At 46.5% G+C, this 26,665-nt stretch carries 26 protein-coding genes and 2 pseudogenes; 23 read left to right on the top strand and 5 right to left on the bottom strand.

The features are described from left to right. Positions 1–98: 98 nt before the first annotated feature. The 12 genes from atpF (at position 99) to M1D59_RS19945 (ending at position 11,610) form a co-directional block, all read left to right on the top strand. Positions 99–617 carry a F0F1 ATP synthase subunit B gene (atpF, locus tag M1D59_RS20000; RefSeq protein WP_020453259.1) on the top strand — a complete coding sequence of 173 codons (519 nt, stop codon included), beginning with the start codon at positions 99–101 and terminating at the stop codon, positions 615–617. Then, positions 614–1,168, top strand: coding sequence for a F0F1 ATP synthase subunit delta (locus tag M1D59_RS19995; RefSeq protein WP_020453258.1), 555 nt, complete (start codon positions 614–616; stop codon positions 1,166–1,168). The genes atpF and M1D59_RS19995 overlap by 4 nt, the downstream gene beginning before the upstream one ends. A 7-nt stretch (positions 1,169–1,175) precedes the next feature. After that, positions 1,176–2,684, top strand: coding sequence for a F0F1 ATP synthase subunit alpha (atpA, locus tag M1D59_RS19990; RefSeq protein WP_020453257.1), 1,509 nt, complete (start codon positions 1,176–1,178; stop codon positions 2,682–2,684). An 88-nt stretch (positions 2,685–2,772) separates the two neighbouring features. Continuing rightward, positions 2,773–3,627 (top strand): ATP synthase F1 subunit gamma, encoded by an 855-nt coding sequence (gene atpG, locus M1D59_RS19985; protein WP_020453256.1) that lies wholly within the window; start codon positions 2,773–2,775, stop codon positions 3,625–3,627. Between the two features lie 25 nt (positions 3,628–3,652). Further along, a complete protein-coding gene (atpD, locus tag M1D59_RS19980) occupies positions 3,653–5,074 on the top strand; it encodes a F0F1 ATP synthase subunit beta (RefSeq protein WP_020453255.1) in 1,422 nt (473 codons plus the stop codon). Between the two features lie 23 nt (positions 5,075–5,097). Further along, positions 5,098–5,493 (top strand): F0F1 ATP synthase subunit epsilon, encoded by a 396-nt coding sequence (locus M1D59_RS19975; protein ID WP_020453254.1) that lies wholly within the window; start codon positions 5,098–5,100, stop codon positions 5,491–5,493. Positions 5,494–5,875: 382 nt separating this feature from the next. Further along, positions 5,876–6,109: a DUF1146 family protein gene (locus tag M1D59_RS19970; protein WP_003186001.1), complete on the top strand. Its 234-nt coding sequence runs from the start codon at positions 5,876–5,878 to the stop codon at positions 6,107–6,109. 136 nt (positions 6,110–6,245) lie between these two features. After that, complete coding sequence (locus M1D59_RS19965) at positions 6,246–6,989, top strand: YwmB family TATA-box binding protein (protein ID WP_020453253.1); 744 nt, start codon at positions 6,246–6,248, stop codon at positions 6,987–6,989. A gap of 32 nt (positions 6,990–7,021) precedes the next feature. Beyond that, entirely contained in the window at positions 7,022–8,332 is a 1,311-nt protein-coding gene (murA, locus tag M1D59_RS19960) for a UDP-N-acetylglucosamine 1-carboxyvinyltransferase (protein ID WP_020453252.1), read from the top strand. 196 nt (positions 8,333–8,528) lie between these two features. Beyond that, positions 8,529–9,545: a stage II sporulation protein D gene (gene spoIID / locus M1D59_RS19955; protein WP_458117637.1), complete on the top strand. Its 1,017-nt coding sequence runs from the start codon at positions 8,529–8,531 to the stop codon at positions 9,543–9,545. Positions 9,546–9,860: 315 nt separating this feature from the next. Beyond that, on the top strand, positions 9,861–10,547 hold the full coding sequence (locus tag M1D59_RS19950; RefSeq protein ID WP_023857087.1) for a VWA domain-containing protein: 687 nt from the start codon (positions 9,861–9,863) through the stop codon (positions 10,545–10,547). 370 nt (positions 10,548–10,917) lie between these two features. Continuing rightward, positions 10,918–11,610, top strand: a complete 693-nt coding sequence (locus M1D59_RS19945; protein WP_023857089.1) for a VWA domain-containing protein — start codon at positions 10,918–10,920, stop codon at positions 11,608–11,610. A 50-nt stretch (positions 11,611–11,660) separates the two neighbouring features. On the opposite strand, the gene M1D59_RS19940 is transcribed toward M1D59_RS19945, so the two are convergent. Both M1D59_RS19940 and M1D59_RS19935 read right to left on the bottom strand, forming a co-directional pair. Then, entirely contained in the window at positions 11,661–14,012 is a 2,352-nt protein-coding gene (locus M1D59_RS19940; protein ID WP_458117636.1) for an FdhF/YdeP family oxidoreductase, read from the bottom strand. Positions 14,013–14,045: 33 nt separating this feature from the next. Beyond that, the gene (locus M1D59_RS19935; RefSeq protein WP_458117635.1) at positions 14,046–15,308 is read right to left on the bottom strand and encodes an L-lactate MFS transporter; all 1,263 of its coding nucleotides are present in this window, start codon (positions 15,306–15,308) and stop codon (positions 14,046–14,048) included. 266 nt (positions 15,309–15,574) lie between these two features. On the opposite strand from M1D59_RS19935, the gene fdhD reads away from it, so the two are divergent. The 3 genes from fdhD (at position 15,575) to M1D59_RS19920 (ending at position 18,038) form a co-directional block, all read left to right on the top strand. Continuing rightward, positions 15,575–16,366, top strand: a complete 792-nt coding sequence (gene fdhD, locus M1D59_RS19930) for a formate dehydrogenase accessory sulfurtransferase FdhD (protein WP_023857093.1) — start codon at positions 15,575–15,577, stop codon at positions 16,364–16,366. Between the two features lie 14 nt (positions 16,367–16,380). Further along, on the top strand, positions 16,381–17,406 hold the full coding sequence (gene moaA, locus M1D59_RS19925; RefSeq protein ID WP_048350588.1) for a GTP 3',8-cyclase MoaA: 1,026 nt from the start codon (positions 16,381–16,383) through the stop codon (positions 17,404–17,406). Between the two features lie 152 nt (positions 17,407–17,558). After that, positions 17,559–18,038 carry a hypothetical protein gene (locus tag M1D59_RS19920; RefSeq protein WP_023857096.1) on the top strand — a complete coding sequence of 160 codons (480 nt, stop codon included), beginning with the start codon at positions 17,559–17,561 and terminating at the stop codon, positions 18,036–18,038. Positions 18,039–18,076: 38 nt separating this feature from the next. Here M1D59_RS19920 and M1D59_RS19915 read toward each other — a convergent pair whose 3' ends face one another. Further along, positions 18,077–18,460, bottom strand: a complete 384-nt coding sequence (locus tag M1D59_RS19915) for a GRAM domain-containing protein (RefSeq protein ID WP_229129223.1) — start codon at positions 18,458–18,460, stop codon at positions 18,077–18,079. Positions 18,461–18,635: 175 nt separating this feature from the next. Here M1D59_RS19915 and M1D59_RS19910 point away from each other — a divergent pair, with 175 nt between their 5' ends. Continuing rightward, positions 18,636–19,037, top strand: a complete 402-nt coding sequence (locus tag M1D59_RS19910) for an Rrf2 family transcriptional regulator (protein WP_020453242.1) — start codon at positions 18,636–18,638, stop codon at positions 19,035–19,037. Positions 19,038–19,106: 69 nt separating this feature from the next. Further along, positions 19,107–19,276, top strand: a pseudogene (locus M1D59_RS19905) (SOS response-associated peptidase family protein); the annotation flags it as partial. A 73-nt stretch (positions 19,277–19,349) separates the two neighbouring features. Here M1D59_RS19905 and M1D59_RS19900 read toward each other — a convergent pair. Then, positions 19,350–19,862, bottom strand: a complete 513-nt coding sequence (locus M1D59_RS19900; protein ID WP_025810650.1) for a GNAT family N-acetyltransferase — start codon at positions 19,860–19,862, stop codon at positions 19,350–19,352. A gap of 193 nt (positions 19,863–20,055) precedes the next feature. Here M1D59_RS19900 and M1D59_RS19895 point away from each other — a divergent pair. Further along, positions 20,056–20,259: pseudogene (locus M1D59_RS19895) on the top strand (NAD(P)-dependent oxidoreductase); the annotation flags it as partial. A gap of 45 nt (positions 20,260–20,304) precedes the next feature. Here M1D59_RS19895 and M1D59_RS19890 read toward each other — a convergent pair. After that, the gene (locus M1D59_RS19890; protein WP_456283472.1) at positions 20,305–20,691 is read right to left on the bottom strand and encodes a DUF5362 family protein; all 387 of its coding nucleotides are present in this window, start codon (positions 20,689–20,691) and stop codon (positions 20,305–20,307) included. A 332-nt stretch (positions 20,692–21,023) separates the two neighbouring features. Here M1D59_RS19890 and btr point away from each other — a divergent pair, with 332 nt between their 5' ends. The 5 genes from btr to M1D59_RS19865 all read left to right on the top strand — a co-directional run bounded on the left by btr (position 21,024) and on the right by M1D59_RS19865 (position 26,590). Then, positions 21,024–22,619: a bacillibactin transport transcriptional regulator Btr gene (gene btr / locus M1D59_RS19885; protein ID WP_144497860.1), complete on the top strand. Its 1,596-nt coding sequence runs from the start codon at positions 21,024–21,026 to the stop codon at positions 22,617–22,619. Between the two features lie 91 nt (positions 22,620–22,710). After that, complete coding sequence (locus M1D59_RS19880; RefSeq protein ID WP_456283107.1) at positions 22,711–23,667, top strand: iron-hydroxamate ABC transporter substrate-binding protein; 957 nt, start codon at positions 22,711–22,713, stop codon at positions 23,665–23,667. 17 nt (positions 23,668–23,684) lie between these two features. After that, complete coding sequence (locus M1D59_RS19875; RefSeq protein WP_020453237.1) at positions 23,685–24,689, top strand: FecCD family ABC transporter permease; 1,005 nt, start codon at positions 23,685–23,687, stop codon at positions 24,687–24,689. Continuing rightward, positions 24,682–25,701 carry a FecCD family ABC transporter permease gene (locus M1D59_RS19870; RefSeq protein WP_020453236.1) on the top strand — a complete coding sequence of 340 codons (1,020 nt, stop codon included), beginning with the start codon at positions 24,682–24,684 and terminating at the stop codon, positions 25,699–25,701. The genes M1D59_RS19875 and M1D59_RS19870 overlap by 8 nt, the downstream gene beginning before the upstream one ends. A gap of 40 nt (positions 25,702–25,741) precedes the next feature. Next, a complete protein-coding gene (locus M1D59_RS19865; RefSeq protein WP_075212899.1) occupies positions 25,742–26,590 on the top strand; it encodes an alpha/beta hydrolase in 849 nt (282 codons plus the stop codon). Positions 26,591–26,665: the final 75 nt, after the last annotated feature.

Raw genomic sequence — 26,665 nt, 5'->3', positions numbered from 1 at the left:
CATAACGGCCGGAAGAAACAACCTCTTGAAAAAAGAGGGAGAACATTTTTTCGATGGCCTCGGAGAGATAATCTGCAAGAAGGGAGTTGCCGTATTCGATGTCTTTTTTACCACAGGTTATGGGTGCAGGAGTAGGGTTTAATGCCGGAACAATGCTGTTCCAGCTTGTTGCCATGCTGATTTTGTTAGCGCTCTTGAAGAAATACGCTTTAGGGCCGCTATTAAATATAATGAAAGAGCGTGAAGACTACATTACCGGAGAGATTTCCTCTGCCGAGAAAAAGAATGAAGAAGCGAAGAAGCTCATTGAAGAGCAGCAGGCGCTTTTGAAAGAAGCGCGTGAAGAATCCCATTCTCTGATTGAAAACGCGAAAAAACTGGGAGAACAGCAAAAGGATGAAATCATCAAGGCTGCGCGCCAGGAAGCAGAACGCATGAAAGAATCAGCCAGAAGCGAGATCGTCAAAGAAAGAGACCAGGCTGTCAGTGCGCTGCGCGAGCAGGTTGCATCACTGTCTGTGATGATCGCTTCGAAAGTGATCGAAAAAGAGCTTGACGAACAAGCCCAGGAAAAATTGATCCAAGACTATCTTAAAGAAGTGGGAGAAAGCCGATGAGCCAATCAGCTGTCTCCAAACGCTACGCAGCCGCTTTGTTTGACATTGCCCTTGAATCCAAGAAGGTCAATGAAATAGAAGAAGAGCTGACCGTCGTTAAGAAGATATTTATTGATCATAAAGACCTCAATGCCGTTCTGAGTCATCCTAAAGTGCCCGCTGAAAAGAAAAAGCAGATTTTAAAAGACTCGTTCGGATCTGTTTCGACTGCAGTCTTACATACGCTTTATCTTCTCGTTGACCGCAGCCGCACGTCAATCGTCCCGGATCTCGCGGACGATTATGTAAAAATGGCGAACCGGTTCCGCGGGACGGAAGACGCGATCGTATACTCTGTAAAACCGCTCAGTGAAGAGGAAATTTCCTCTTTTTCTCAAGTGTTTGCAAAAGAAGCAGGCGCCGCTTCACTGCGCGTCAGAAACGAAGTGAATCCGGATCTGATCGGCGGAGTAAAAATCCGCATCGGGAACCGTATTTATGACGGCAGTGTAAGAGGAAAGCTTGACCGGATAGAACGTCAATTAGCAGGCGAAAATCGAAAGAAGGGGTGAAACCTAAGTGAGCATCAAAGCTGAAGAAATTAGCACTCTTATTAAACAGCAAATTGAAAATTATCAGTCTGAAATAGAAGTTCACGACGTAGGTACGGTAATTCAGGTCGGTGACGGTATCGCACGCGTGCACGGCCTTGATAACTGTATGGCAGGTGAGCTTGTCGAATTTTCAAACGGTGTGCTGGGCTTAGCTCAGAACCTTGAAGAATCAAACGTAGGTATCGTTATTTTGGGACCTTACAAAGACATCCGTGAAGGTGACGAAGTCAAAAGAACCGGACGGATCATGGAAGTTCCCGTCGGTGAAGAGCTGCTCGGCCGCGTTGTCAATCCGCTCGGTCAGCCTGTAGACGGAATGGGCCCGGTTCTCACAAGCAAAACCCGTCCGATCGAAAGCCCGGCACCTGGTGTTATGGATCGTAAATCCGTTCATGAACCGCTTCAAACGGGAATTAAACCGATCGATGCGCTGATTCCTATCGGCCGCGGTCAGCGTGAGCTGATCATCGGTGACCGTCAGACGGGTAAAACATCGATTGCGATTGACACGATCTTGAACCAAAGAGATCAGGACATGATTTGTATCTATGTTGCGATCGGTCAGAAAGAATCGACTGTTCGCGGTGTCGTTGAAACGCTGCGCAAAAAAGGCGCTCTTGACTATACCATCGTTGTCACAGCTTCCGCTTCACAGCCTGCACCGCTATTGTATCTAGCGCCGTATGCGGGTGTTACGATGGGTGAAGAATTCATGTACAACGGAAAACACGTGCTGGTTGTGTATGACGACCTTTCAAAACAAGCGACGGCTTATCGTGAACTTTCCTTGCTTCTGCGCCGTCCTCCAGGCCGTGAAGCATTCCCTGGAGATGTATTCTACCTGCACTCCCGCTTGCTTGAGCGCGCTGCGAAACTGAGCGACGCTAAAGGCGGAGGATCTTTAACAGCATTGCCGTTTGTTGAAACGCAGGCTGGCGACATTTCAGCCTATATTCCGACAAACGTCATCTCAATCACAGACGGACAGATCTTCCTGCAGTCTGATTTGTTCTTCTCAGGCGTGCGCCCTGCCGTCAACCCTGGATTATCGGTATCCCGTGTCGGCGGATCTGCGCAAATCAAAGCGATGAAGAAAGTAGCCGGTACGCTTCGTCTTGACTTGGCATCTTATCGCGAGCTTGAGTCATTTGCACAGTTCGGATCTGACCTTGATAAAGCGACGCAGGCCAAGCTGAACCGTGGAGCCCGTACAGTGGAAGTTCTGAAACAGGATCTGAACCAGCCGCTCCGCGTCGAAAAGCAGGTTGCCATTCTTTATGCCCTGACCCGCGGATTCCTTGATGATGTGCCTGTAGAGGACATCAGACGCTTTGAAGAAGAGTTCTTTATGTACCTTGATCAAAACCATAAAGATCTCCTTGATTCAATTGCTCAGACAGGAAACCTTCCGGCCGACGAGGACATGAAGGCTGCGATCGAAGGCTTTAAACGTACGTTTGCACCTAGCAACTAAACATTTGAAGTGAGAAAAAGATCTTCTTTTTCTCTCTTTTTCACGTAAATTCGGAGTGAATTTGAAAACAAAAAGGTGGTGAAACCTTTTGGCCTCATTACGGGATATTAAATCCAGAATTACTTCAAATAAAAAAACGAGTCAAATCACCAAAGCTCAGCAAATGGTTTCTGCCTCAAAGCTGAACCGCGCTGAGAGTAAAGCGAAATCGTTCGTTCCATACATGGAGAAAATGCAGGAAGTCGTTGCTGATATTGCGCTTGGATACACCGGAACGCATCCGATGATGTCGAGCCGTCCCGTGAAGCGGACCGGCTATCTGGTCATCACATCTGACCGCGGACTTGCCGGCGCTTTTAACGCTAACGTTCTCCGCAAAGCGTACCAGAAAATCCAGGAGCGCCATCAGTCAAAAGACGAATATGCGGTCATCGCGATCGGAAAAATGGGACGCGAGTTCTTCAAAAAACGCGGCATCCCGGTTATTTCCGAAATGACCGGCATCAGGGACGAAGTTTCCTTTCCAGAAATTAAGGATTTGGCGAACAGTACGATACAAATGTTTATCGATGAGACATTTGATGAACTTTACTTGTTCTACAACCACTTTGTCAGCGCAATTTCTCAAGAGGTGACGGAGAAAAAGCTGCTGCCATTATCAGATATCGCGCCAAACAAAAAAAGAACTTCCTATGAATTTGAACCGGACGAAGAAGAAATTTTGGAAGTGCTTCTGCCTCAGTACGCTGAGAGCTTGATTTTCGGCGCGATTCTGGACAGTAAAGCGAGTGAACATGCTGCGCGGATGACAGCGATGAAAAACGCAACGGACAATGCGAAAGAGCTTATCGCTGACCTCGAACTGTCTTACAACCGTGCTCGTCAGGCGGCGATTACGCAGGAGATTACGGAAATTGTCGGCGGTGCAGCTGCCTTAGAATAGAAAAAGCTTGTCAGGAGGGATAGAGATGAAAAAAGGACGCGTTAGCCAGGTATTGGGACCGGTCGTAGACGTTCGTTTTGAAGACGGTCACTTGCCTGAAATATATAATGCGATTAAAGTTACACATAAAGCGCAGAACGAGAATGAAGTAGATATCGAACTTACCCTTGAAGTAGCGCTTCACTTGGGTGATGATTCAGTTCGGACGATTGCAATGGCTTCAACTGACGGTGTTACACGCGGAATGGAAGCCATCGACCTGGGAGAGCCGATCTCCGTTCCGGTCGGAAACGTGACACTCGGCCGCGTATTTAATGTACTCGGGGAAAACATCGATTTGGATGAGCCGCTTCCGGCTGATGCTGCCAAAGATCCGATTCACAGAGAAGCTCCAACATTTGATCAGCTATCAACAGAGGTTGAAATCTTAGAGACGGGTATTAAAGTCGTCGACTTGCTCGCTCCATATATTAAAGGCGGAAAAATCGGTCTTTTCGGAGGAGCGGGAGTTGGAAAAACCGTCTTGATTCAGGAGCTAATCAACAACATCGCTCAAGAGCACGGCGGTATCTCTGTATTCGCGGGTGTCGGCGAGCGTACGCGTGAAGGAAACGACCTTTACTATGAAATGAAAGATTCCGGCGTTATCGGCAAAACGGCAATGGTCTTCGGTCAGATGAACGAGCCGCCTGGTGCGCGGATGCGCGTTGCCTTGACAGGACTTACAATGGCAGAGCATTTCCGTGATAAAGAAGGCCAGGACGTATTGTTCTTTATCGATAACATCTTCCGATTCACTCAAGCCGGATCTGAAGTATCTGCACTTCTTGGACGCATGCCGTCTGCGGTTGGTTATCAGCCGACGCTTGCAACTGAAATGGGTCAGCTTCAGGAACGGATCACTTCTACAAATGTCGGTTCCGTTACATCGATTCAGGCGATCTACGTTCCTGCCGATGACTATACTGACCCGGCACCGGCAACAACGTTCGCTCACTTGGATGCGACAACAAACCTTGAGCGTAAGCTGTCTGAAATGGGTATTTACCCTGCGGTTGACCCTCTGGCTTCAACTTCTCGTGCACTTGCGCCAGAAATCGTCGGAGAAGAGCACTATCAAGTGGCCCGCCAAGTACAGCAAATCCTGCAGCGCTATAAAGAGCTTCAGGATATCATTGCGATTCTCGGTATGGATGAGCTTTCTGACGATGATAAGCTTGTCGTCAGCCGTGCGCGCCGCGTACAGTTCTTCCTATCGCAAAACTTCCACGTAGCTGAACAGTTTACAGGACAAAAAGGTTCTTACGTTCCTGTCAAAGAAACGGTAAAAGGCTTTAAAGAAATCCTTGAAGGTAAGTATGATCACCTTCCAGAGGACGCTTTCCGTCTTGTCGGCCGAATCGAAGAAGTTGTCGAAAAAGCGAAAGAAATGGGTGTAGAAGTATAATCTGGTCCTAGGAGGGTAAAAGCATGAAGACCTTAAAAGTCAATATCGTTACTCCCGACGGCCCAGTATACGATGCGGATATAGAAATGGTAAGCGTTCGAGCAGAGAGCGGTGAGCTTGGTATTTTACCCGGCCATATTCCGACGGTTGCTCCGCTAAAAATTGCTGCAGTCCGTCTGAAAAAAGACGGTCAAACTGAGCTGGTTGCCGTCAGCGGGGGCATAGTTGAAGTCCGCCCTGACCATGTCACCATTCTGGCCCAGACGGCGGAAACATCTGAACAAATTGACAAAGAACGCGCCTTGGCCGCAAAACGGCGTGCCGAGGAACGTTTGCAAAAGCATACGCCAGATGTTGACATTATTCGGGCAGAGCTTGCTTTAAAACGCGCGATTAACCGGTTGGATGTTGCGAGATAAAGATGAGGATCCTTCCCATATTAAGGATGGGAAGGGTTCTTTTATATTCATGATTAAACAGAATTGAAAATGTTGAAAAAAGTTCACAAATTGTTCGCCTTTTTAGTTTGAATCTATCTATAATACAAAATAGTAAGCTATGTTCTCTTCCGCCAGAAAGAGGATGTAAGACATTCAAGCAAACTCCTCAACATTGGCCTCAGGCAACAGAGGATCACTCCATCTATGGGAAAAAGTTCTATCCATGAACGTCTTAACATGAAACATCAAAACTGTTAAAATGACTTGAAATGACCGGCATTATTCCTTTATCCCACAGCAGAAGAGACTAGGCAGGCCGGAGCCACCAAACCGGCTGGAACGTAAGGAGGCGTCATCAATAATGGAAGAGATCGGACAACAGGCTGCTGTCAGTATCATCGTTCATCTTTTTTTTATTGCATTGACTTGGTGGGCTCTTCTGGCGGTCAATATTGATCCGCTTATCAGGAAAGGAAAAGTCATTCAGGCGAGGGTGTTAATGATCATCATTACAATCGCCGTCGGCTCCACCGTCAGCAATTTTTTCCTGGACTATCTTTATTATTCCAGACAGCTTCAAAATTTATTTTCATGATTGAGTAAAAGAATTTTTGGGAATGGACAAATGTGGGTAACGCCGCATTCCGCAAAATCACCGGGGGACCTTGTTTTTCCACGTATGCTTTTCCTACGATCCGTCAACAATGGAGAGTAGGAGAGGATGATGCGGAATGAAGACAAAACAAACGGTTAATGCCCTCATTTTTATTGTGGTTTTATTTTTAATTGTTCATGTCTTTCAATCGCTTGAAGCAGCGGGCAATACGCCGCTGGAACAGCTGGCGGAAGGTTTGAGCCGCCATGATGTCGAGCTTGAAGAATGGACCCTGCACACAAAAAAGCAGCTTACCCTAAGTGAAAAAGATTTTTTTGCAAAACTGAAACATTTCAAGAAACAGCATCGACAATATCAATGGACTATAACGCGGGAAGACGATGATACAGTTAAAGCAACAGGTGTTTTTCAGGACAAAAAAAATCACATCAATTCCAAAATACATTTGGTATCCACCCACAAAAACCAGAGACTTGTTTCGTATTTATTGTATGAGCAAAAAGGCGCGGGACCACGGGAAAACTGGAATACTACATATAAGCAGTTTGAACGGGATGCATTCGACATAATGCGAGAAAAGACCGCAATTTTTACTTGTCTAAAGGGCCATTTAAATGGTATGATGAATGTTGTTTTGCAAAAAAAAGCAAATGAACTAGTACATGAATTTGATGCAAAGTCAGTTGAAGATTTAATCGAACCAAATTTCGTTTCTATTTCTGCTTACACTAACGAGTGGAAAGAATCCATCAAGACAGAAAAACACCGTATGAATCTGCAAGTCTCGCTTAGAAATGCGGGAATGGGCGAAAAACTTACCGTCACGGTTGGCACACCAATCGTCACGACTGAATATTAATATAGAGAAATTGGGACGCGGAGGGGAATACCTTGGAAAAAATCATCGTCCGCGGCGGTCGAAAGTTAAACGGCACAGTCAAAGTTGAAGGAGCAAAAAATGCCGTTTTACCAGTTATCGCTGCATCTTTATTAGCCAGTGAAGAAAAAAGCGTAATATGTGATGTGCCTACGCTCTCCGATGTATATACGATTAACGAAGTGTTACGTCATTTAGGCGCAAGTGTACATTTTGAAAATAATACAGTAACGGTTGATGCATCTCGCACTTTGTCTACGGAAGCTCCGTTTGAATATGTTCGTAAAATGCGCGCATCTGTATTGGTGATGGGTCCGCTTCTTGCTCGCACAGGTCACTCGAGAGTGGCTTTGCCTGGAGGATGTGCAATCGGTTCAAGACCGATCGATCAGCATCTGAAAGGCTTTGAAGCAATGGGCGCAAAAATTAAAGTCGGAAACGGCTTTATTGAAGCGACTGTAGAAGGCCGCCTTCAAGGCGCAAAAATTTATCTTGATTTTCCTAGTGTCGGAGCAACTGAAAACCTGATTATGGCTGCAGCTTTGGCTGAGGGCACGACAACGCTCGAAAATGCTGCTAAAGAGCCTGAAATCGTTGATCTGGCTAACTATATCAATGCAATGGGCGGTAAAATTCGGGGTGCCGGTACAGGCACCATTAAAATTGAAGGCGTTAAGGCGCTTCATGGTGCAAAACATACCATTATTCCTGACCGGATCGAGGCGGGTACGTTCATGGTTGCCGCTGCGATTACCGAAGGGAACGTACTGGTAAAGGGAGCGGTTCCTGAGCACTTAACATCTTTAATTGCGAAAATGGAAGAAATGGGCGTTCAAATCATGGAAGAAGGAGACGGTCTTCGGATCATCGGTCCTTCTGAATTGAAGCCTATTGATTTAAAAACAATGCCACATCCAGGTTTCCCGACTGATATGCAGTCTCAGATGATGGCTCTTTTGATGCGCGCAAATGGAACCAGCATGATCACAGAAACCGTCTTTGAGAACCGCTTCATGCATGCGGAAGAATTCCGCCGTATGAACGGAGATATTAAAATCGAAGGCCGTTCTGTCATTATTAATGGTCCTGTGCAGCTTCAAGGTGCTGAGGTGGCCGCAACGGATCTTCGCGCCGGCGCAGCTCTTATCCTTGCTGGCCTTGTCGCTGACGGTCATACGCGCGTAACCGAATTAAAACATTTAGACCGGGGATATGTCAACTTCCACCAAAAACTTGCCGGTATCGGTGCTGATATTGAGCGCGTTAACGATGAAGAAGCGGTTCATATTGAAAATAAAGAAGTTGTATCCGATTTAAACGCATAAATCAACGTGAAATCAGTATGTCATCCGGCATACTGATTTTTATGTTTCAAGTATTCTATATCAGTATGCCTCCCATATCTATCATTATGCACAAGAATGGCTTTTAAAATACGCAGCCGCAGTTGAAAAGTACAGTCATATTAGCTTGTCCCCGCCCATAAAATGAAAGAGACAAAACAGAAATGGGGGCACTGATTTGAAACAGCTATTTATTGTACTAGCAGGAATCTGCATGCTGATTTTACTCATACCAACACTGCTTGTCCTCCCTTTTCACGGGGGACCGGGGGCAATCAAAACAGAAAAGCACGCTCAGCAACACGAGGAAAAAAAGAAAGTCACCTTAAAAGAGTCTCCCGTTTCAATTCCGGTCTACAGAACGGCTGACCGGAAAGTTGAAGACATTCCGCTTGAAGAGTATGTCATTGGTGTCGTTGCTTCGGAAATGCCGGCTGATTTCGATATCGAAGCTTTGAAAGCACAAGCGCTCGCGGCCCGCACATATATTGTGAGGCAAATGGTATCAGAGCAGGCTGTCCGATCGCCGAAGGGCTCGCTCGTCGATGATACGCAGATGTTCCAGGTGTATAAAAACAAAGAAGAGCTCCGCAGGCTGTGGAATAAAGATTACGATTGGAAAATCAAAAAAGTGACCGAAGCTGTCGCCAGTACGCAAGGCAAAATTTTAACCTATGATCATAAGCCAATTGACGCTTCGTTTTTCTCGACGAGCAACGGGTACACCGAGAATGCGGGGGCTTATTGGACAAGTGATATTCCGTACCTGCAAAGCGTGAAAAGCTCCTGGGATACAAAGTCGCCGAAATTCCTGAACCACAAAACGTTTACTGTCACTGAATTTGAACAAAAGCTCGGCGTGAAGCTGCCCAGCTCAAACAGCATTGGGAAGATCACTGAAAGAACGCCGGGAAAACGCGTAGCGACTGCTGTCATTAATGGAAAGAAGCTTGAGGGAAGAGATATTCGTGAAAAGCTCGGCCTCAAATCGGCAGACTTTGATTGGAAACGCGACGGGAATCAGATTACCGTCACGACGAGGGGTTTTGGACATGGAGTAGGAATGAGCCAATACGGCGCACATTATATGGCGAAAGACGGCAAGAAAGCGGAAGCCATCGTCAAGTATTATTACAAAGGAACAGCCGTATCCAATGCTGATGAATTTTTAAATAAATACATGGCGAAAAAATAATAAAGAGACGTCTGCCTCATTGGCGGCGTCTTTTGAATGTCATCAAATTTGGCATTCTTATGAAGTTGATGTACGCCAAAATATTATACAAATATTTCAAGAATCATGTGCCGGAGGGCTTGCTGAACAGCGTCAAAAGGCCGTGAATCTCTTGTCAATATAAGGGTTCACAGGCTATAAAGTCTATTTTATCTGCTTGTTGTATGCTGAAATGAATAACGAGGAAAAGGAGACATGCCCTATTTATTTCTCCCTGGTGTTCTTCTACGATATTAATGTGTTAACGACTTTATTTAAGAAAGGGGAAAGGGAGAAATGAAGAAGAAGCTGACATTAGGGATTTTGACCGCTATGGTTCTTAGCCTTGGTTCACCTGCTTTCGCAGCTGAGAAAAAACAGGAGGTAACAGTTGCTGAAGATTCGCCTAACATCGCGATTATGCTTGATGCAAGCGGCAGTATGGCTAAAAAGATCGGCGGAGTCTCAAAATACGAGCTTGCCAAAAATGAGGCGTTCAGCTTTGGTTCAAAGCTTGAAAATGCAAACGTGCTCATGAGGGTTTTCGGTTCAGAGGGAAACAATAAAAACTCCGGAAAAGTACAATCCTGCAATGCAATCAGAGGAGTGTACGGATTCCAAACGTATGACGAGCAAAGCTTCCGCAATTCATTAAACGGCATCGGACCGACTGGATGGACACCGATCGCAAACGCGCTGCAAGATGCCAAAAACGCGCTTGACCAGCAGAACAACAACGGGAAAAACGTCGTCTATCTGCTGACAGACGGTGAGGAAACATGTGGAGGCAACCCGGTAAAAGTCGCAACAGAACTGCGCAAATCTAATGCGGTTGTCAACGTAATCGGCTTTGATTATGAAGGAGATTTTCACGGACAATTGACAAGCATCGCAGCAGCTGGCGGCGGTGAATATTTCCAAGCAAAAACCAAAAATGACATCAAAAGAATTTTCACTCAGGAAGCAATCGAGCTTTCTAAATAAACTGGAAAAAAGCTGTGGACATGTTTCCGCAGCTTTCCTTTTTTGATGAAAAGATTGTCAAAAGTCAAGTAAAACACTTTACAAATATTAAGTTATTGTTTCAGAACGTTGAACCCCGCTGAATCCTTTGGAGGGGTAATTTGTCGTAACTGTTGTTTTATTGGGACGAAAACGGTCTTTTAGCGGACTTTTTTGGTAGGACTTAAGTGGAAGTGTCGGTCGATTATCGTAAGGATTATGAAGAATTTGTGAATTTGAAAAGGAGATCCGGCCTATTTATTTCTATCAAGCCTTCTTTTACGATGTTGGTGGACTAGATCTCATGCGGAAGTTCGGTCCGAAAAAAAGTGCGGAAAGGAAAGTGAGAAAGGTGAAAAAAAGGTTTACTCTGTTAACAACGTTCACCATGCTTTTGTCATTGGCTCCGGCTGCTGCTTTCGCGGCTGAAGACGGAAATGCGGACAACAGCAAAAAAGATGTCAATGTTGCAGTTGTGCTTGATGCAAGCGGCAGCATGGCACAAAAGGTTGAAGGAGAAAGAAAATTTGATATTGCCAAAGAATCCGTAACCGACTTTGCTGACCTGCTTTCAAGCGATGCGAATGTTATGCTGAATGTGTTCGGACATAAAGGCAACAATAAAAACTCCGGAAAAGAACTATCTTGCGGTACGACGGAAACCGTCTATGATCTGCAGCCGTTTTCTTCCAACTCGTTCGAAAACGCTTTAAGCGGAATTAAGCCTACAGGCTGGTCTCCGATTGCAAAATCTCTTTATGATGTAAAAGAAGATCTTGCCGATAAAGATGGTAAGAATTATGTTTACATCGTGACAGACGGTGAAGAAACATGCGGAGGAGACCCTGTTCAGGCAGCGAAAGATCTGCGCAAATCCAACATTAAAACAATCGTCAACATTGTTGGACTTGATGTGAAAACCGTGAAAGAAAAAGCTAAGCTTAAAAAAGTAGCTGCTGCTGGCGGCGGAAAATTGATTGAAGCCGACTCAGCTTCTGATTTTAAAAAGGTATGGAAAGAAGAAGGCGTAAAACTGTCTCAGTAACTCCGTACGAGAGCGGGACGGCCGCAGTGCCGTCCCGACCTTCTGTTAAGCTAATCTGTCGACATTTCGAGTTCTTCGATTCGTTTTTCTGCATAGCACGGATCTTTTCTTGAATGGAAAATCTCCGCCTTTTCAATCATGACCGCCGTGTTGTATTCCGGAATACGGGCATGGTTTTCGTATACGCCTTTAGGGATCAGGACATTTCCTTCCGGCCAGTAGACCGCCGTGTTTCCGCGTTGTACGGTGGCATATTTTGCCCGGCCTTGGAAAGTTCCGTAGCGGTTGAATAGAACGATCGCTTCTCCATCTTGAATATAAAGCTCCTCGGCATCTTTTGGATTGATCATGACATCCCGGCGATCTGCCGCGTTGAAAGGATCTTTTTCACTATAAATCATCGAGTTGAACTGTTTTCCCCTCCTTGTCGTCACGAGGAAGCGTCCTTCAGTTTGTCTGTTTTCAGGAAGATCGACGGGGATCAGGTTACCCTTACCGTCTGCCGTCGGACACATCCCGCCTTCACAAAGCCAGGCGCCGCCCCATTGAAAGACATCTCCGCGTTTTTTTAAATGCTGAATCCCGTCATAATTCCGGTTGGCAGCAGCGATTTCTTCACGGATTTCTGCAGCGTCGTCAAAATGGATCAGTTCTTTGTCTGCGGGCCGAACCCGTTTGGCAAGATCCATATAAATTTCCCATTCAGAACGGGCTTCTCCGATGCGCGGTCCTTTAATTTCAGGGCTGAAATAGACCATCCGTTCCGTACTGGTCGAGGTTCCTCCGCCAGGCTGTTCATATCTTGTCATTGCGGGGAGAATGATAACTTCTTCTTTGGCATCGACAAGGGTGGAAGTATTGAAGATGATGTCCTGATGGACTCTCATCTCAACTTCCTGTAATGCTTTTTTGATAAAATCGGGGTTCGGCATCGTTTCCAAAAAGTTGCCTCCGCTCGTATAAAACACTTTTACTTTTCTTTCGCTTTCGTTCGGCAGCAGCATGTTTTCGATTGTCTGGCCGATCGTATCGCCTTGCCAAGTCGGTATTCGAAAGCCCCAAATCTTCTCGATCCGTGCGGTAGTTTCTTCGTCAAAATCACCGCCTGGCAGGACGAAAGGATCGGCACCCATTTCTCCAGAACCCTGCACACCGCTGTGCCCTCTGATCGGCATAAGGCCGCAATGCTTTCTGCCGATGAATCCTTGTAAAAGGGCGAGATTTGCCACCTGTGAAATGTTGTCGGTCGCAAAACGGTGCTGTGTGAGTCCCATGCTCCAAATGAAAACGCCGGTTTTCGCCCGGGCCAGCAAGATGGCGAATTCTTTCATTCTATCTGTCGATATGCCGGATGACTCTTCAAGCGTCTTCCAATTTTGTTTTTCGATATGCTGTTTAAGCTCATTGAATCCGTTTGTGTGTGCTTCGATAAAAGCGCGGTCAATGCTTGAACCGGGGGCCTCCCGTTCCATTTCAAACCAGTGCTTCATTACCCCGTTCATAAAGGCAATGTCGCCGCCGATATTGACTTGGTATACGTCATCAGTGATTTTGGTGCCGAAAAGGGCGCTCTCAGCTATCGATGGAATCCAATATTTCTCCATCGAAGGTTCCAGGTACGGGTTGATCATAATGATTTTTGTTCCCGCTTTTTTGGCGGCATACATGTATTTTGTTGACACCGGCTGGTTATTGGCGGCGACAGATCCCCAGAAGACGAGGACATCCGTCCCGATCCAGTCTCGGTAGCTGCAGCTTGAGGCGCCGATGCCAAGGGACCTTTTTAAAGCCGTTTTGCTTGGCGAGTGGCAGATCCGCGAGGCGTTGTCAATGTTGTTTGTGCCGATAAACCGAGCCGCTTTTGCGGCTGTATAGTATACCTCATTCGTAATACCCCTGGCCGTTAAATAAAAGGCGAGCTGTCGTTTATCAATCGATTTGATTTTGTCCGCGATTCGGCTGAGTGCTTCGTCCCATGAAATTCTCGAAAACGACCGTTCTCCTTTTTTTCTCGACAGCGGATAAGGGATACGTCCGAGCTTTCTCAGCTCGGTGCTATCCAGCTTTCTCAGCTGTTCAATGTCGGCGGACAGCCATTTGTCCTCGATCGCAGGCATCGTATTTAAGCGGAGGACGTTCAGCCGCGTCGTGCATAGATGAGGCCCTGTGAGCGTCTGATCACGGAGCCCGGATACACCGAGCGCACAGCCGTCGCACACGCCTTGCGTCAAAATTCTGTAGGCGTACGAAAGGTTGTCTTTATTGTCCCACGCCGTTTTCATCGTATCTCTGATATGCTTTGGCTTTACCTTTCCGAGTCCCAGCGGCGCCCAAGACGCCCACAGTTTTGGCGCGGGTTTTTTATTCAGCTTCATCGGACCTTCATGCTTTGTTTTTCCCATTCCATTCTCTCCTTTCCAGCGGATACTGCCAGATCATCCTTTTATCGAGTTTGAGACATGAACCGCCGCTTTTTTTCGCAACTGTTTAATGTCGGTTCTAATGAAGATCGAAATGAACAGGCCGATGGCGAACAGTGCTGCGAAAACCGTCAGGCTCTGGCTGTAGCTTCCTGTTGCATCACGCACCCAAGAAGAGAACATCGGGCCCGCAAGTCCTGCCGCCGCCCATGCCGTTAAAATGTATCCGTGAATTGCACCGAGCTGCTTTGTTCCGAACAAATCCCCGATATAAGCCGGAATTGCGGCAAACCCGCCTCCATAGCACGTATAGATCAATGCCATCAAAACAGAGAATACGGCCTTGTCAGAAATAAACGGCAAAAGCGGAAAGGCGATCAGCTGTACAGCGAAAAAGACGGTATACGTATTCGGCCGGCCGATGTAATCAGATGCTGAGGCCCAGCCGATCCGCCCTAAGCCGTTAAATGCGCCCAAAACGCCGACGAGAGCGGCAGCAGCGGCGGCGGACATGCCCGCACTTTCCTGCGCCAGCGGCGAAGCGATGGATATGATGGCGATTCCGCACGTAACATTAATAAAAAGCATCAGCCATAAATAATAAAAGCGTTTCGTTTTAATGGCTTCATTTGCCGTCAGCTGGGAAATATCGGCGCTTTGCGCCTTTCCGTTTTTTTCGGTTGAAAATCCTTCAGGCTTCCAGCCGTCTTCCGGCGGAGCGAGGTAAAGCGAAGACAGCATCATCACAAGAAAGTAGCAAATGCCGAGAATAAAAAAGGTATTGGCTATACCGACCGCTGAGATCAGCATCTGTATGATCGGGCTGCTGATCAAGGCCGCAAATCCGAATCCCATAATGGCTAGCCCCGTAGCCAAGCCGCGGCGGTCAGGAAACCATTTAACAAGCGAAGATACGGGCGTAATATAGCCGACGCCGAGTCCGATTCCTCCGAAGATGCCGTAAAACAAATAAAGCAGGGGAAGGGAGCCGATCTGAACGGCGAAGCCTGAAAACGTCACGCCAGCTCCGAAGAAAAGAGCGGCGAGCATGCCTGCTTTTTTAGGGCCGTGCTTTTCGACGAAGTGCCCCAAAAATGCGGCTGAAAGACCGAGAAATAAAATAGCGATGCTGAACGTCAGGCTGATCTGGCTGAGGCTCCAGCCGAAGGTTTCAGCGAGCGGGTTTGTAAAGACGCTCCATGCGTATACAGACCCGATAGACAAATGAATACCTACAGCACATAAAGCAATGAGCCACCTGTTTTTCACTTTTTTCATGCGAGAACCTCCTGTGGAAAAGAAAGGCTTGTCATAAAGACAGAAGGCTGCCGGGGAGCGATTGTTTGAAAGCGGTTTCCGGGGTTGCTGCGAAGAAAGGCAGTCTGTTTGAAAAGTGTATATTTTTTGAACTTTTAAAAAATAATATCATGTTTTCAAGCTATCAACAAGATGAAGCTTCCAAATTTGACCTGACGGTTGTGAAACGGCATGATAGACGAGTATAGTAATAGATATGATAAGAAACAAAGGGGCGGGGTTTATTCATGGGGAAAAACATCACAACAAGCCGAAAAATTTTCCGTTATGATAATGGAGAGATGACACAGCAAGAAGATCAGATGGCAACGGAATTCCCCCTGACTGTCATGGTGAACGGTGAGGAATTTGTCACGCTTGTTTGTTCGCCGGACAGCCTGGAAGAACTGGTGATCGGATTTCTCGCGTCTGAAGGTGTGATCCGATTTAAAAATGAGATTAAAAGGTTTACAATAGATGAAAGTCTCGGATTCGCATATGTCGACCTTGTCAGCTCAAAAAAGCTGGTACTGAAGGATTACACGAAGCGGGTGATCGGCTCCTGCTGCGGAAAAGGGCGGCATTTTTATTTCCAGCAGGACGTCAAAACCGCAAAAACGGCGATTGACGGCGTGACCATTACGCCTGAGAACTGTTTGGCGCTGATGCGCGACATGCAGAAAAACAGCAAGCTTTTTCGCCATACGGGGGGCGTTCATAATGCCGCTTTGTGCAGCACTGACAAGCTGATTGCAGTCAGATCTGATATCGGAAGACATAATGCGCTTGATAAATTGTACGGATATTGTCTGCTTCACCAGGTCCCTGTGCGCGACAAGCTGATCGTGTTCAGCGGCAGAATTTCTTCGGAAGTGCTGCTTAAAGCCGCAAAAATCGGGGTTTCCGCGGTCATTTCCAAGTCGGCGCCGACCGAGCTGGCCATTCAAATGGCAGAGGAGCTGAATATCATGACGATTGGTTTTGCCAGGAACCGGTCATTTAATGTATATACGCATCACGAGCGAATTCAGTTAACATAAAGGAGGCAACAGGCGTGAACAACAACAGTGAACAAGTTTTGGATCAGAAAAGCCGGCCGCTTCGGGATTTAAGAATTTCTGTCACCGACCGCTGCAACTTAAGATGTACGTATTGCATGCCTGCCGAAATCTTTGGACAGGATTATCCGTTTTTGCCAAAAGGCGAACTGTTGTCCTTTGAAGAGCTTGAACGATTGGCCAAGCTGTTTGTTCATCAGTTCGGGGTGGAAAAAATCCGCCTCACCGGCGGCGAGCCGTTGATGAGAAAAGATATGCCGGAATTAGTCGGGAAGCTTGCGGAGATCAAAGGGATTCGCGATATTGCGATGACGACGAACGGCGTTCTGCTGCCGGTTTACGCTGACAAGCTGAAAAAAGCGGGGCTGAAACGGGTCACGGTCAGCCTGGATTCCCTGGATGACGAACGTTTCAAAGCGATCAACGGCAGAGGCGTCTCCGTCAGCAAGGTGCTGGCCGGAATTGAAGCGGCGAAAGAGGCCGGACTCGGCGTCAAGATCAACATGGTCGTCCAAAAAGGGGTCAATGAAAAGGATATTTTGCCGATGGCCCGCTATTTTAAAGAAAAAGGCCATATCTTGCGGTTTATTGAGTTTATGGATGTCGGGAACACAAATGAATGGAACCGTCAGTCAGTGGTGACAAAAGCGGATATCATCCGGATCATCAATGAAGACATGCCGGTTGAACAGATCGACCCGAACTACAAAGGAGAAGTCGCCAAACGGTACGGATATCTGGACGGTTCAGGAGAAATCGGTTTTATCTCTTCTGTATCCGATGCTTTTTGCAGCACGTGCAACAGAGCAAGACTATCGGCGAAAGGCGAGCTTTTCACATGTCTTTTCGCATCGAGCGGGTTTGATTTAAGAACTCTGATCAGAAGCGGGCAGACCGATCAGGAGCTGGTAAAGGCGATCGGCACCGTCTGGCGGAATCGCGATGACCAATATTCGCTCGACCGCGCTCTTTCAAAAGCGGCTCCGCGGAAAAAGGTTGAAATGTCCTATATAGGAGGATAATTGACCGCCTTGGAGAGAGCCGTCCATTGAAAAGATGGGCGGTTTTTTTTATGCTTCGGAGGCCGGCTTGATTTGCATATTGACAGGTTTGATACGGGGGGAAAAGCGGAAATTCTTTAAAAAACATGGGCTGAAACAGAAAGGATGATTGAATGTTCGGACTGCAGGATATTGTCAAATTCTTCTGGTCGTTCTTGATCGTTTTTCCCGCCGTGTCGGTGCTTCATGTCTTGGGCCACAGCGTCATGGCGGTGTTGTTCGGCGGGAAATCTTCGCTTGAAATCGGGATGGGCAAAAAATTGCTGAAAATCGGCCCTGTGCAAATCAGAAGTGTTTACTTCATGGATTCCTTCTGCAAATACGGAGATCTGAAATACGATAACCGTTTTACGAATGCGATGATTTATGCCGGCGGATCGCTGTTTAATTTAGCGTCTATTTTTATTGTCAATCTGCTGATTATCAAAGACATCATACCCGAAAATATTTTTTTCTACCAGTTTGTTTATTTTTCAACCTATTATGTATTTTTTGCTCTGATTCCCGTGAGATATTCCGAAAATCATCTTTCTGATGGAATGGCAATTTATAAAGTGCTGAGATATGGGGAGAAGTACGAGATTAATAATTGAGTATGCCGGCTGCGGGCACAACCCGAAGCCGGCGTTTTTCAGACATGCATGATGTCTTCAGGCAGTTTCCTTAGCTTTCGAACGGATTCGATGAATGTTTCCAAAGGATCACAGCCGCTAAAATATTGAAATGCTTCCCGATCCCCGTTGTTCATCACGACGAGGTGATCGCCTCCTGTGATCAGCCCTTTTTCGCGGCGGAACGAGGAGATGGTATCAAAGCGGATGTCAAGGTGAAAAGGGGCGCCAAACAGAGAAGAATAAAACATGAGCCGCCTGTCAGTGGCCGCAAGCACGCCTCTGTAAGGAGTGTAACGTGCAGACAGTCTCGCGTTATAAGCGCAAAGAATAATAGATCTGATCTCTTCATTCGGCTCAAGCCGGACATCCAAAGCTGCTTTTCCTTCTGCTATCTCTTTCATTGAAAAACACTCCTTTCATCAATCAATACGAAAGATCCTATGAAAAAGTTCCAAAGTGAGACATGAAGGTGGTTTGAAAAAAATTTTATTTATTCTTACGATTATTAAGGATATGATAATAGTTGACAAAAAACTTATCCTGTAACTATAATGATTACATCGGTGGTGAAAACTTATGGTGAACACTCGTCTTTCAGTGGCCATTCATATTTTGTCTTTAATCGCTGCAAACCCGCGGGAATCTTCGGAAATGATCGCCGGGAGCGTCAATACGAACCCGGTTGTGATCAGACGCATGATCAGCCAGCTCAAAAAAGGCGGTATTCTGACGTCGCGGCCGGGAGTGGCCGGGGCAACCCTGAAAAGAGATCCTGAAGATATATCTCTGCTGGATATTTACCGCGCGGTTCAGCCGCAAGAGGAATTGTTTGCGATTCATGACAAGCCGAATCCAAACTGTCCGGTTGGAAGACAAATTCAAACAACGCTTGACCAAACGTTTCACAGCGTTCAGCAGGCGATGGAGAACGAATTGGCCAGCAAGTCTCTTAAAGACGTCTTAACTCATCTCTTTTAAATAAGAGATGATGTTTCATCATCAACATGTAACTTATTTTGTTACAAATAAGGAAATATTATTGATGACACATCCACAATCATCACAACACAGCCTTATGAGGCCTATGGTGGACATTCATGATCGTATGCCGGTTATCCTTACTGATGAGAATGAAAAGGGAGGGCTCACCTAAAACTGCATATCTACAAAGCTTGCTGCAGCCATATGATGTTGATGTAGGGAAGCATATCGCTTAATATATCACCTTCGCTTAGCTACTATGTTCTAAGTAGTCGGTGATATTTTGTTGTATCGCCAATTCAACATCGTTCAATTCCACTCTTCCTTTAAAATAGCGTAATAATATTCATCCCACCATTCATTGTCTTTGGGAATACATTTTTTAAAGAAGCCTTCTCTTCTCATTCCAATCTTCTCCATCACTCGGTATGATGGAATATTCTCAGGTTGACACGTAGCTATAATCCTATGTAAGTTCATTTCTTTAAATCCATATTTCAAGATAGCTTCTGCTGCTTCAGAAGCATACCCTTTATTTTGATATTTACGATTAAACACCCACCCGATCTCATATGTATGTTCACCAAAATACTTATGAAAAACAATATGGCCTATAAGTAAATCTTCATCCATTAGTATGACAGGGAATTTTTCAGCGTTATTCCCTTTGTTTTTATTTACAAATGCCTTTGCATCTTCTTCAGTAAAAACGCCTTCCGGTATATACTTCATCACATTAATATCTGATGTATACTCATATACAGCTTGCCAATCTTTAAATTCAAATTCACGTATCAATAACCTTTCTGTTGTGATATGCATGAAACGAACCTCCCATCACTCTTTATTTCGATATTAAGACAACAATGACCTCTTTAAAGACGATCCTTATTCAACAATCTGGCACAAAGCAAGTAGCTCAGCCTGTATCTTCATGCAGACTTTTATATATGCTTTTGATTGATCTCATCATCATCCTTGTTCTTATGTACTAATCGTTTAACTTTCCGATGTTTTTTCGTTCATCTGCCCGGCGGCAATTTTCGACCTGGAAGGAAAGCGAACAGGTTCATATCAAAAAGGTCAGGAAAACTTAATCGTAAACGCCGCCGGAGAAAGCTACATCAGCTATGCAGACTATTCCATTGCAGTGGTGGACGAGGCTGAAAAAGGCGAGCATATCAATGAGCGTTTCACTGTTGTCGGTGAAGCCGAATAATAAAAGCCTGTCTCGGGATCAATTCCCGAGACAGGCTTTTGATTTTCATTCATAATAATAAGGATCATACCCGCTGTGTAAATCGGTAAGAATACCTAAAAAGATCAGGAAGAAAAAGACGACTATGCATAAAATAAAGATCACAATAATGGATAGTAAGAAGAAAAATTGCCATTTCATAAACTTCACATAGTTATCAAGCAAGGCTTCATGCGGTTCTTGCGGCATGTCATCACTCATTTTCTGAGCGGCGTTTGCCGATTTTATAAGGTAGATCCCCGAAAAAACCATCAGCACACCTGGAGCGGCTCCGATGATAAGCAAAGAAATTCCGAAGAAGGCATAGATGCCTCCGCCGATAATCATAAAAACGCCGGTTATTTTCCCCCATTTTGCAATCGCATCAAGCGATTTTTTCATGCTGGATGTCATTTCCAAAATAAGAAGTCACGCCTTCCCTTTAAATATAGTCATTTCTCTATAGTTATACACCAGGCAAAAAGATATTGAAATGATAAGTATTGATTTTTTATTATATTTTAAAGTGCACATTGGGCAGATGACCGCACTGACAACATTATTCCCCAATAAAAGCGACTGTGTTATAGTAAATCGTAAGAAGCATATTGCTATAAGTGATGTGAAATGCACCTTGCAAACTGGTATTTTGTGCCGGACCAGAACCCCGCAACCAATTTACCATATTGTTTTAGGGGCATTTTTATTTTTGTGATATTACTGGTGTTAAGAAAGGCGGTTTTTCTATGAAATCTTCTTATTTCTATCGTCTCTTGCAAGTCGATCATATAAGAAAGCCCGGCGATCTTCCGGATGAACAGCAGCTGGCAGACTCTTTTGTTTTGATCTTTCACTTGAAGGGTGAAGGGAGAATTGATATACAGGCATCAGGCAGTCCGCTCCAAAAAGAAACGCTGTATATTGTTCCGCCTTATGAAACATTCGGAATCACAGCTTCGTCAGCTGAAATCAGCGGGTATCTCATCAGGCTGCAGCCCTACAGCTATGACGACCGCCGCCTGACACTTGAAGCAGACACCGATCCTGACGTTTTTTCCGACCTTCAGATGATGAATGTCCATTCTGTCGGAAATCTGGCCTCCCGCCTTCAGGAACTTTCCGCCTTATGGCCGGCATCTTCAGCACTCCAGGAGATGAAATGCCAAGCAGACCTGCAGCAGCTTTTGTACGATATCTATTCGGCTAAACTGACCCATCCCGAAAACACCGCATCAGCCATAGGAAAAACAAAGGAGTATATTGAAGAGCATTCAGATGCACACCTGACGCTTGATCAACTCGCGCAAATGGCCGGAATCAGCGCGAAGCACTACAGCGAAACGTTCAAAAAGCTGTACGGTCGAAGCGTGACAGAGTTTATCACTGAGACGCGGATGACGAAAGCAAAGCAGCTGATGGCAAAAGCAAGCTACAAGCTGAGGGAAATCTCAAGCCAAATCGGGTATCAGGATGAATTTTATTTCAGCAGGACATTTAAGAAGCATACGGGCTTATCCCCGACCGTTTATATGAAAAAAAGGCGCAGGAAACTGGCGGCCTACGGCCAGAATACGATCGGTCAGCTGATACCGCTGCACCTCATTCCTTACGCAGCTTCTCTGCATCCGAAGTGGACATCGTATTACTATAAACATTACGCGGCAGATATTCCGGTTCATCTGAGCGCTTACCGCTTTCACGAGCCGTGGGAAGAAAACCTGCGGACATTGTCATCGGCTGCCCCTGAGCTCATTATCAGCATGGACAGCGTGTCTCACGAGGAACGGAAACAACTCCAGTCGATCGCCGATGTCTTCTTTTTGCCTTCACAGGAACAATGGAGGAGGCATTTTATGCTGACCGCATCCCATTTGGATGAAGAAGCGGAGGCTCAGAAATGGCTGCTGTCTTACCAGCGTCTCACCGAAACCGCAAAAGAAACGCTTTATCCAATCTGCGGACGCCGAAGTTTTTTGTTTTTGCGCCTGCATAAACACGAGATTTATCTGGCGCATAACCGCTCTGTTCAAGATGTATTTTTTGGCGACCTTGGCTTTGAACCTGCTGTATCGCTGGAAGAACCGATTGACCGGTCCGTCTCCATCGAAACGATTGCGGCATATCAGCCGGATATCATCATGATTTTCATTTTTAAAGAGCCCGAGACGCTGGCATTCTACCGGGAGCTGCAGCAGTCGGCTGCATGGCAGGATTTGAAAGCGGTGCGGCATCACCGGGTGTATCAGGTGAATTCAGATCCTTGGCGGGAATATTCCGCATGCAGCCATGAACGAATCATTCGCCAGGCGGTTCGGCTGCTGTCCGGAAAAAATCCATTTTAATTGCCGGATATAATCCATGGTGTTATCGAAGAGGCTTACCTATAATTTTAATTGATAATAGTTATCAATTAAATCAGGGGGTCTCAGTCAGATGAGAAAACTATCAATCTTATTATTTATTCTCCTTCTCGCGTTTGGCGCAGCGGGATGCGGGAACAGCAAAGAAAAGGCGGGCGGCGATGGCAAGAGCTTAGCATCAGCTGAGAAAAGCATCGAGTACCTCGATCATACATACAAGGTGAAGACCCCGGCCGAACAAATCGTCATTACGGGAAGCGTGGAATCGATGGAAGATGCCAAGCTTCTGGATGTTCACCCGGCCGGTGCCATTTCCTTCTCCGGAAAGTTCCCGGACCTGTTCAAGAGCATTACTGACAAAGCAGCTGCCGTCGGCGAAAAAACAGAACCGAACCTAGAGAAAATTCTTGAGCTTAAACCGGATGTCATCCTGGCTTCAACGAAATTTCCCGATAAAGTGGTGAAAAAACTGGATAACATCGCGACGACGATTCCTGTTTCCCACGTTTCTTCAAATTGGAAAGACAATTTAAAGCTGCTGGCTGAACTGACAGGCAAAGAAGATAAAGCGAAGCAGATTATTTCGGATTATGAAGCAGACCTTAAGGAAGCAAAAACAAAGCTTGAGAAAACGGCCAAAGATACAAAAGCGCTCGTTGTCAGAATTAGACAAGGCAATGTCTTTATCTATCCGGAAGACGTATTCTTTAATTCCACATTATACGGCGAGCTGGGTTTCACAGCTCCAAAAGAAGTCAAGGCGGCAAAAGCCCAGGAGTTAGTTTCTTTAGAAAAACTGAGCGAAATGAATCCGGACTATATGTTTGTTCAATTCTCTGACGATGAGAATGCAGACAAGCCGAATGCGCTGAAAGATCTAGAGAATAATCCAATTTGGAAAAGCATTTCTGCAGTGAAAAATGACCATGTATTTGTCAATGCTGTAGATCCGCTTGCGCAGGGCGGCACGGCATGGAGCAAGGTTGAATTTTTAAAGGCTGCAGCTGAGAAATTGGCGCAGAACAAATAGAAAAGGTTCCTTGAGCTATGCATTCAAAGCAAATGACCCGCATCATTATGATTTCTGCTCCGTTTGCCATACTGCTGTCCGTTTTTCTGTCGGTATGTTACGGTGCAAAACAGCTTGAGCCCGAAGTGATTTTTTCAGCGCTGCTGCATTTTGATCCGGGCAACACAGATCATCAAATCATTTGGCATTCCCGCCTTCCGCGCGCTGCCGGCGCTCTTTTAATCGGAGCGGCGCTGGCGGTGTCCGGTGCGCTTATGCAGGGTATCACCCGAAATTATTTAGCTTCCCCGTCGATTATGGGCGTTTCCGACGGATCAGCATTTGTGATCACGCTGCTGATGGTGGTGATTCCGGGTTCGACCTCCCTGGAGATGATGGGCTATTCGTTTATCGGATCAGCCGTTGGCGCCGGCCTCGTCTTCGGCCTCGCCTCGGTGATTCCAAACGGTTTTATGCCGGTTCAGCTTGCCATCATCGGAACGGTCACAAGCATGCTGCTCAGCAGTCTGTCAGCGGCGATGTCGATTTACTTTCAAATTTCCCAGGACGTCAGCTTCTGGTACAGCGCCAGGCTGCATCAATTGAATCCCGAGCTGCTGAAGTATGCTGTGCCGTTTTTTGTGATCGGCATCATTCTGGCGCTCTCTCTCAGCAAAAAAGTGACAGCTTTATCATTGGGAGATGACATTTCCGAAAGCCTTGGTCAGAAAAAGCAGGCCGTCAAATGGACAGCGATGGCAGCGGTTGTCATTCTGACAGGCTGCTCCGTCGCCATGGCGGGAAAAATTGCTTTTGTCGGACTGATTGTACCGCATATTACGCGTTTTCTCGTCGGGGCGGATTACAGCCGGATGATTCCATGCTCCTGCGTTCTCGGCGGCATTTTTTTGACGCTGGCCGATCTTCTCAGCCGGCTGCTCAACTATCCGTTTGAGACACCGATTGAAGTCGTCACTTCGGTGATCGGCGTTCCTTTCTTCCTTTATTTGATCAAAAGAAAAGGAGGGGAGCAGCGTGCCTAAAAAAGTTGCAGTCATCTATGCTGTTTTTATTGTGCTGATTCTCACAATCTGTTATCTCAGCATAACAATAGGATCGTTTGTCGCACATCCGGCTGAGCTGTTATCAACATTGCTTCACATCAATCCGAATGAGCAATACGCCATTCTTCTTTTTGAGCTGCGTCTTCCAAGGATTGTGACGGCAGCACTCGTGGGTCTTGGGCTCGGCATTGCCGGTTCCGTTATCCAGGCGATGACAAGGAACGGACTGGCTGACCCGGGAATCCTGGGGATTAATGCCGGTGCGGGTGCAGCAATCGTCGGCTACATGCTGATCTTTCAAGGCCAGACTGAAACGACAAGCCTGCTCGCTGCAATGGGGATGCCATTCTTCGGCTTGATCGGGGGCATTTTGGCGGCGATATTCATTTTTATGTTTGCCTGGCATGGCGGCAACTTGGATTCGGGAAGAATTATTCTCGTTGGGATCGCGATCAATTCGGGTTTCAGCGCTATTTCGCTGTACCTGTCATTGAAGATGAATCCGAATGACCACGAAATGGCCATGGTTTGGAAAAACGGAAGCATCTGGTCGGCGAATTGGACGTATATTCAAGCGGCACTGCCGTGGCTGCTGCTTCTCATCCCATTCCTGCTGACAAAATCCGGCCTGCTCGATACCATTCGCTTTCATGAAGATACGGTGAAGAGTCTCGGCGTATCCGCCAATGTTGAAAAAGTGGTGCTGCTGACGGCTTGTGTCGGCATCATCAGCGCCTGTGTGGCTATCTCTGGAAGCATGGCATTTGTCGGCCTGATTGCTCCGCACATCTCGCGGAGGCTCGTCGGCGTTCTGCACCGCCACTCATTGCTGTTAAGCGGATTGATCGGGATGTTTCTCGTATTGTGCGCCGATTTTGCCGGAAAGCTGCTGTTCCAACCGTCCGAAGTGCCGGCGGGTATCATCCTCGCCATTTTCGGTGTGCCTTACTTCTTATTTTTACTGTTTAAACAAAAAAAGACGGTTCATTAGACTGTTTTTAGCTCAATCAAAGAGGGGAAGGGAGAATCACATGGCTCAAGAAAAACTTCAGCAGTCTGTCAATGCTGCTGAATGTATTCCGGTGGCGATACCGGGGACAGAACAGCGGTGCATGCGTTCAACGGATGGGAGCCGCACATACCGGATTTTTATTGCTAAACCATTTGGGGAACCGCCGCCCGCAGGATATCCCGTAATTTATCTGCTTGACGCCAATTCCGTGTTTGGAACAATGGTGGAGGCATTGCGGATGCAGTCGCGTCGTCCCGATAAAACCGGCGTCGTGCCGGCCGTTATCGTCGGCATCGGCTATGAAACCGACGCTCCCTTTGACCGGGGGCGATATTACGATTTTACTCTGCCGGATTCGGGCGCCGAGCTGCCCAGGAGACCTGATGGAGCAGACTGGCCGGAGCCGGGCGGGGCGAAAGCTTTTCTGTCCTTCATCGAACAGCAGTTAAAGCCGGAGATCGAACAGGAATTCACGATTGATGTGAAAAGGCAGGCGATTTTCGGTCATTCCCTTGGCGGACTTTTTGTTCTGCAGACCCTGTTTACAAAACCGGCCCTGTTTCAGACATATATCGCCGGAAGTCCGTCCATCCATTGGCATCCGTCCTTTTTTGATGAGGAGCATGACTTTATTTCGAAGCTGCAGGAAGCGGATGGCGATGTAAAGGTATTGCTCGGGGCGGGAGAGCTTGAAAAGACGCATAAAAGCGGAATGAACGACAATGCAAAAAGGCTGGCCGCCCGCTTGGCCGCCTTGGAAAAGCAGGGGATTCGCGCGGAGTACCATGAATTTAAAGGGGAAGGTCATATATCGGTTCTGCCTGTGTTAATCAGCAGAGCGCTCCAGTTTGCCTTCAAGCCTGATTGACAGCGGGGCGCTTCCGGCGCCCCGAGCTTTAAGAAAAGATAAGAATGGATAACAGATAATATACCATGAGCATTG

Source organism: Bacillus sp. PK6-026, assembly GCF_054161455.1.
This window is presented reverse-complemented; position numbering and strand designations above follow the sequence as displayed.

Excerpts from the sequence above, each read along its gene's own strand:
- atpF (WP_020453259.1), top strand. The coding sequence starts at position 99 with ATGTCTTTTTTACCACAGGTTATGGGTGCAGGAGTAGGGTTTAATGCC.
- M1D59_RS19995 (WP_020453258.1), top strand. The coding sequence starts at position 614 with ATGAGCCAATCAGCTGTCTCCAAACGCTACGCAGCCGCTTTGTTTGAC.
- atpD (WP_020453255.1), top strand. The coding sequence starts at position 3,653 with ATGAAAAAAGGACGCGTTAGCCAGGTATTGGGACCGGTCGTAGACGTT.
- M1D59_RS19975 (WP_020453254.1), top strand. The coding sequence starts at position 5,098 with ATGAAGACCTTAAAAGTCAATATCGTTACTCCCGACGGCCCAGTATAC.
- M1D59_RS19970 (WP_003186001.1), top strand. The coding sequence starts at position 5,876 with ATGGAAGAGATCGGACAACAGGCTGCTGTCAGTATCATCGTTCATCTT.
- M1D59_RS19965 (WP_020453253.1), top strand. The coding sequence starts at position 6,246 with ATGAAGACAAAACAAACGGTTAATGCCCTCATTTTTATTGTGGTTTTA.
- M1D59_RS19950 (WP_023857087.1), top strand. The coding sequence starts at position 9,861 with ATGAAGAAGAAGCTGACATTAGGGATTTTGACCGCTATGGTTCTTAGC.
- M1D59_RS19940 (WP_458117636.1), bottom strand. The coding sequence starts at position 14,012 with ATGGGAAAAACAAAGCATGAAGGTCCGATGAAGCTGAATAAAAAACCC.
- M1D59_RS19935 (WP_458117635.1), bottom strand. The coding sequence starts at position 15,308 with ATGAAAAAAGTGAAAAACAGGTGGCTCATTGCTTTATGTGCTGTAGGT.
- fdhD (WP_023857093.1), top strand. The coding sequence starts at position 15,575 with ATGGGGAAAAACATCACAACAAGCCGAAAAATTTTCCGTTATGATAAT.
- M1D59_RS19920 (WP_023857096.1), top strand. The coding sequence starts at position 17,559 with ATGTTCGGACTGCAGGATATTGTCAAATTCTTCTGGTCGTTCTTGATC.
- M1D59_RS19915 (WP_229129223.1), bottom strand. The coding sequence starts at position 18,460 with ATGAAAGAGATAGCAGAAGGAAAAGCAGCTTTGGATGTCCGGCTTGAG.
- M1D59_RS19910 (WP_020453242.1), top strand. The coding sequence starts at position 18,636 with ATGGTGAACACTCGTCTTTCAGTGGCCATTCATATTTTGTCTTTAATC.
- M1D59_RS19900 (WP_025810650.1), bottom strand. The coding sequence starts at position 19,862 with ATGCATATCACAACAGAAAGGTTATTGATACGTGAATTTGAATTTAAA.
- M1D59_RS19890 (WP_456283472.1), bottom strand. The coding sequence starts at position 20,691 with ATGACATCCAGCATGAAAAAATCGCTTGATGCGATTGCAAAATGGGGG.
- btr (WP_144497860.1), top strand. The coding sequence starts at position 21,024 with ATGAAATCTTCTTATTTCTATCGTCTCTTGCAAGTCGATCATATAAGA.
- M1D59_RS19880 (WP_456283107.1), top strand. The coding sequence starts at position 22,711 with ATGAGAAAACTATCAATCTTATTATTTATTCTCCTTCTCGCGTTTGGC.
- M1D59_RS19875 (WP_020453237.1), top strand. The coding sequence starts at position 23,685 with ATGCATTCAAAGCAAATGACCCGCATCATTATGATTTCTGCTCCGTTT.
- M1D59_RS19865 (WP_075212899.1), top strand. The coding sequence starts at position 25,742 with ATGGCTCAAGAAAAACTTCAGCAGTCTGTCAATGCTGCTGAATGTATT.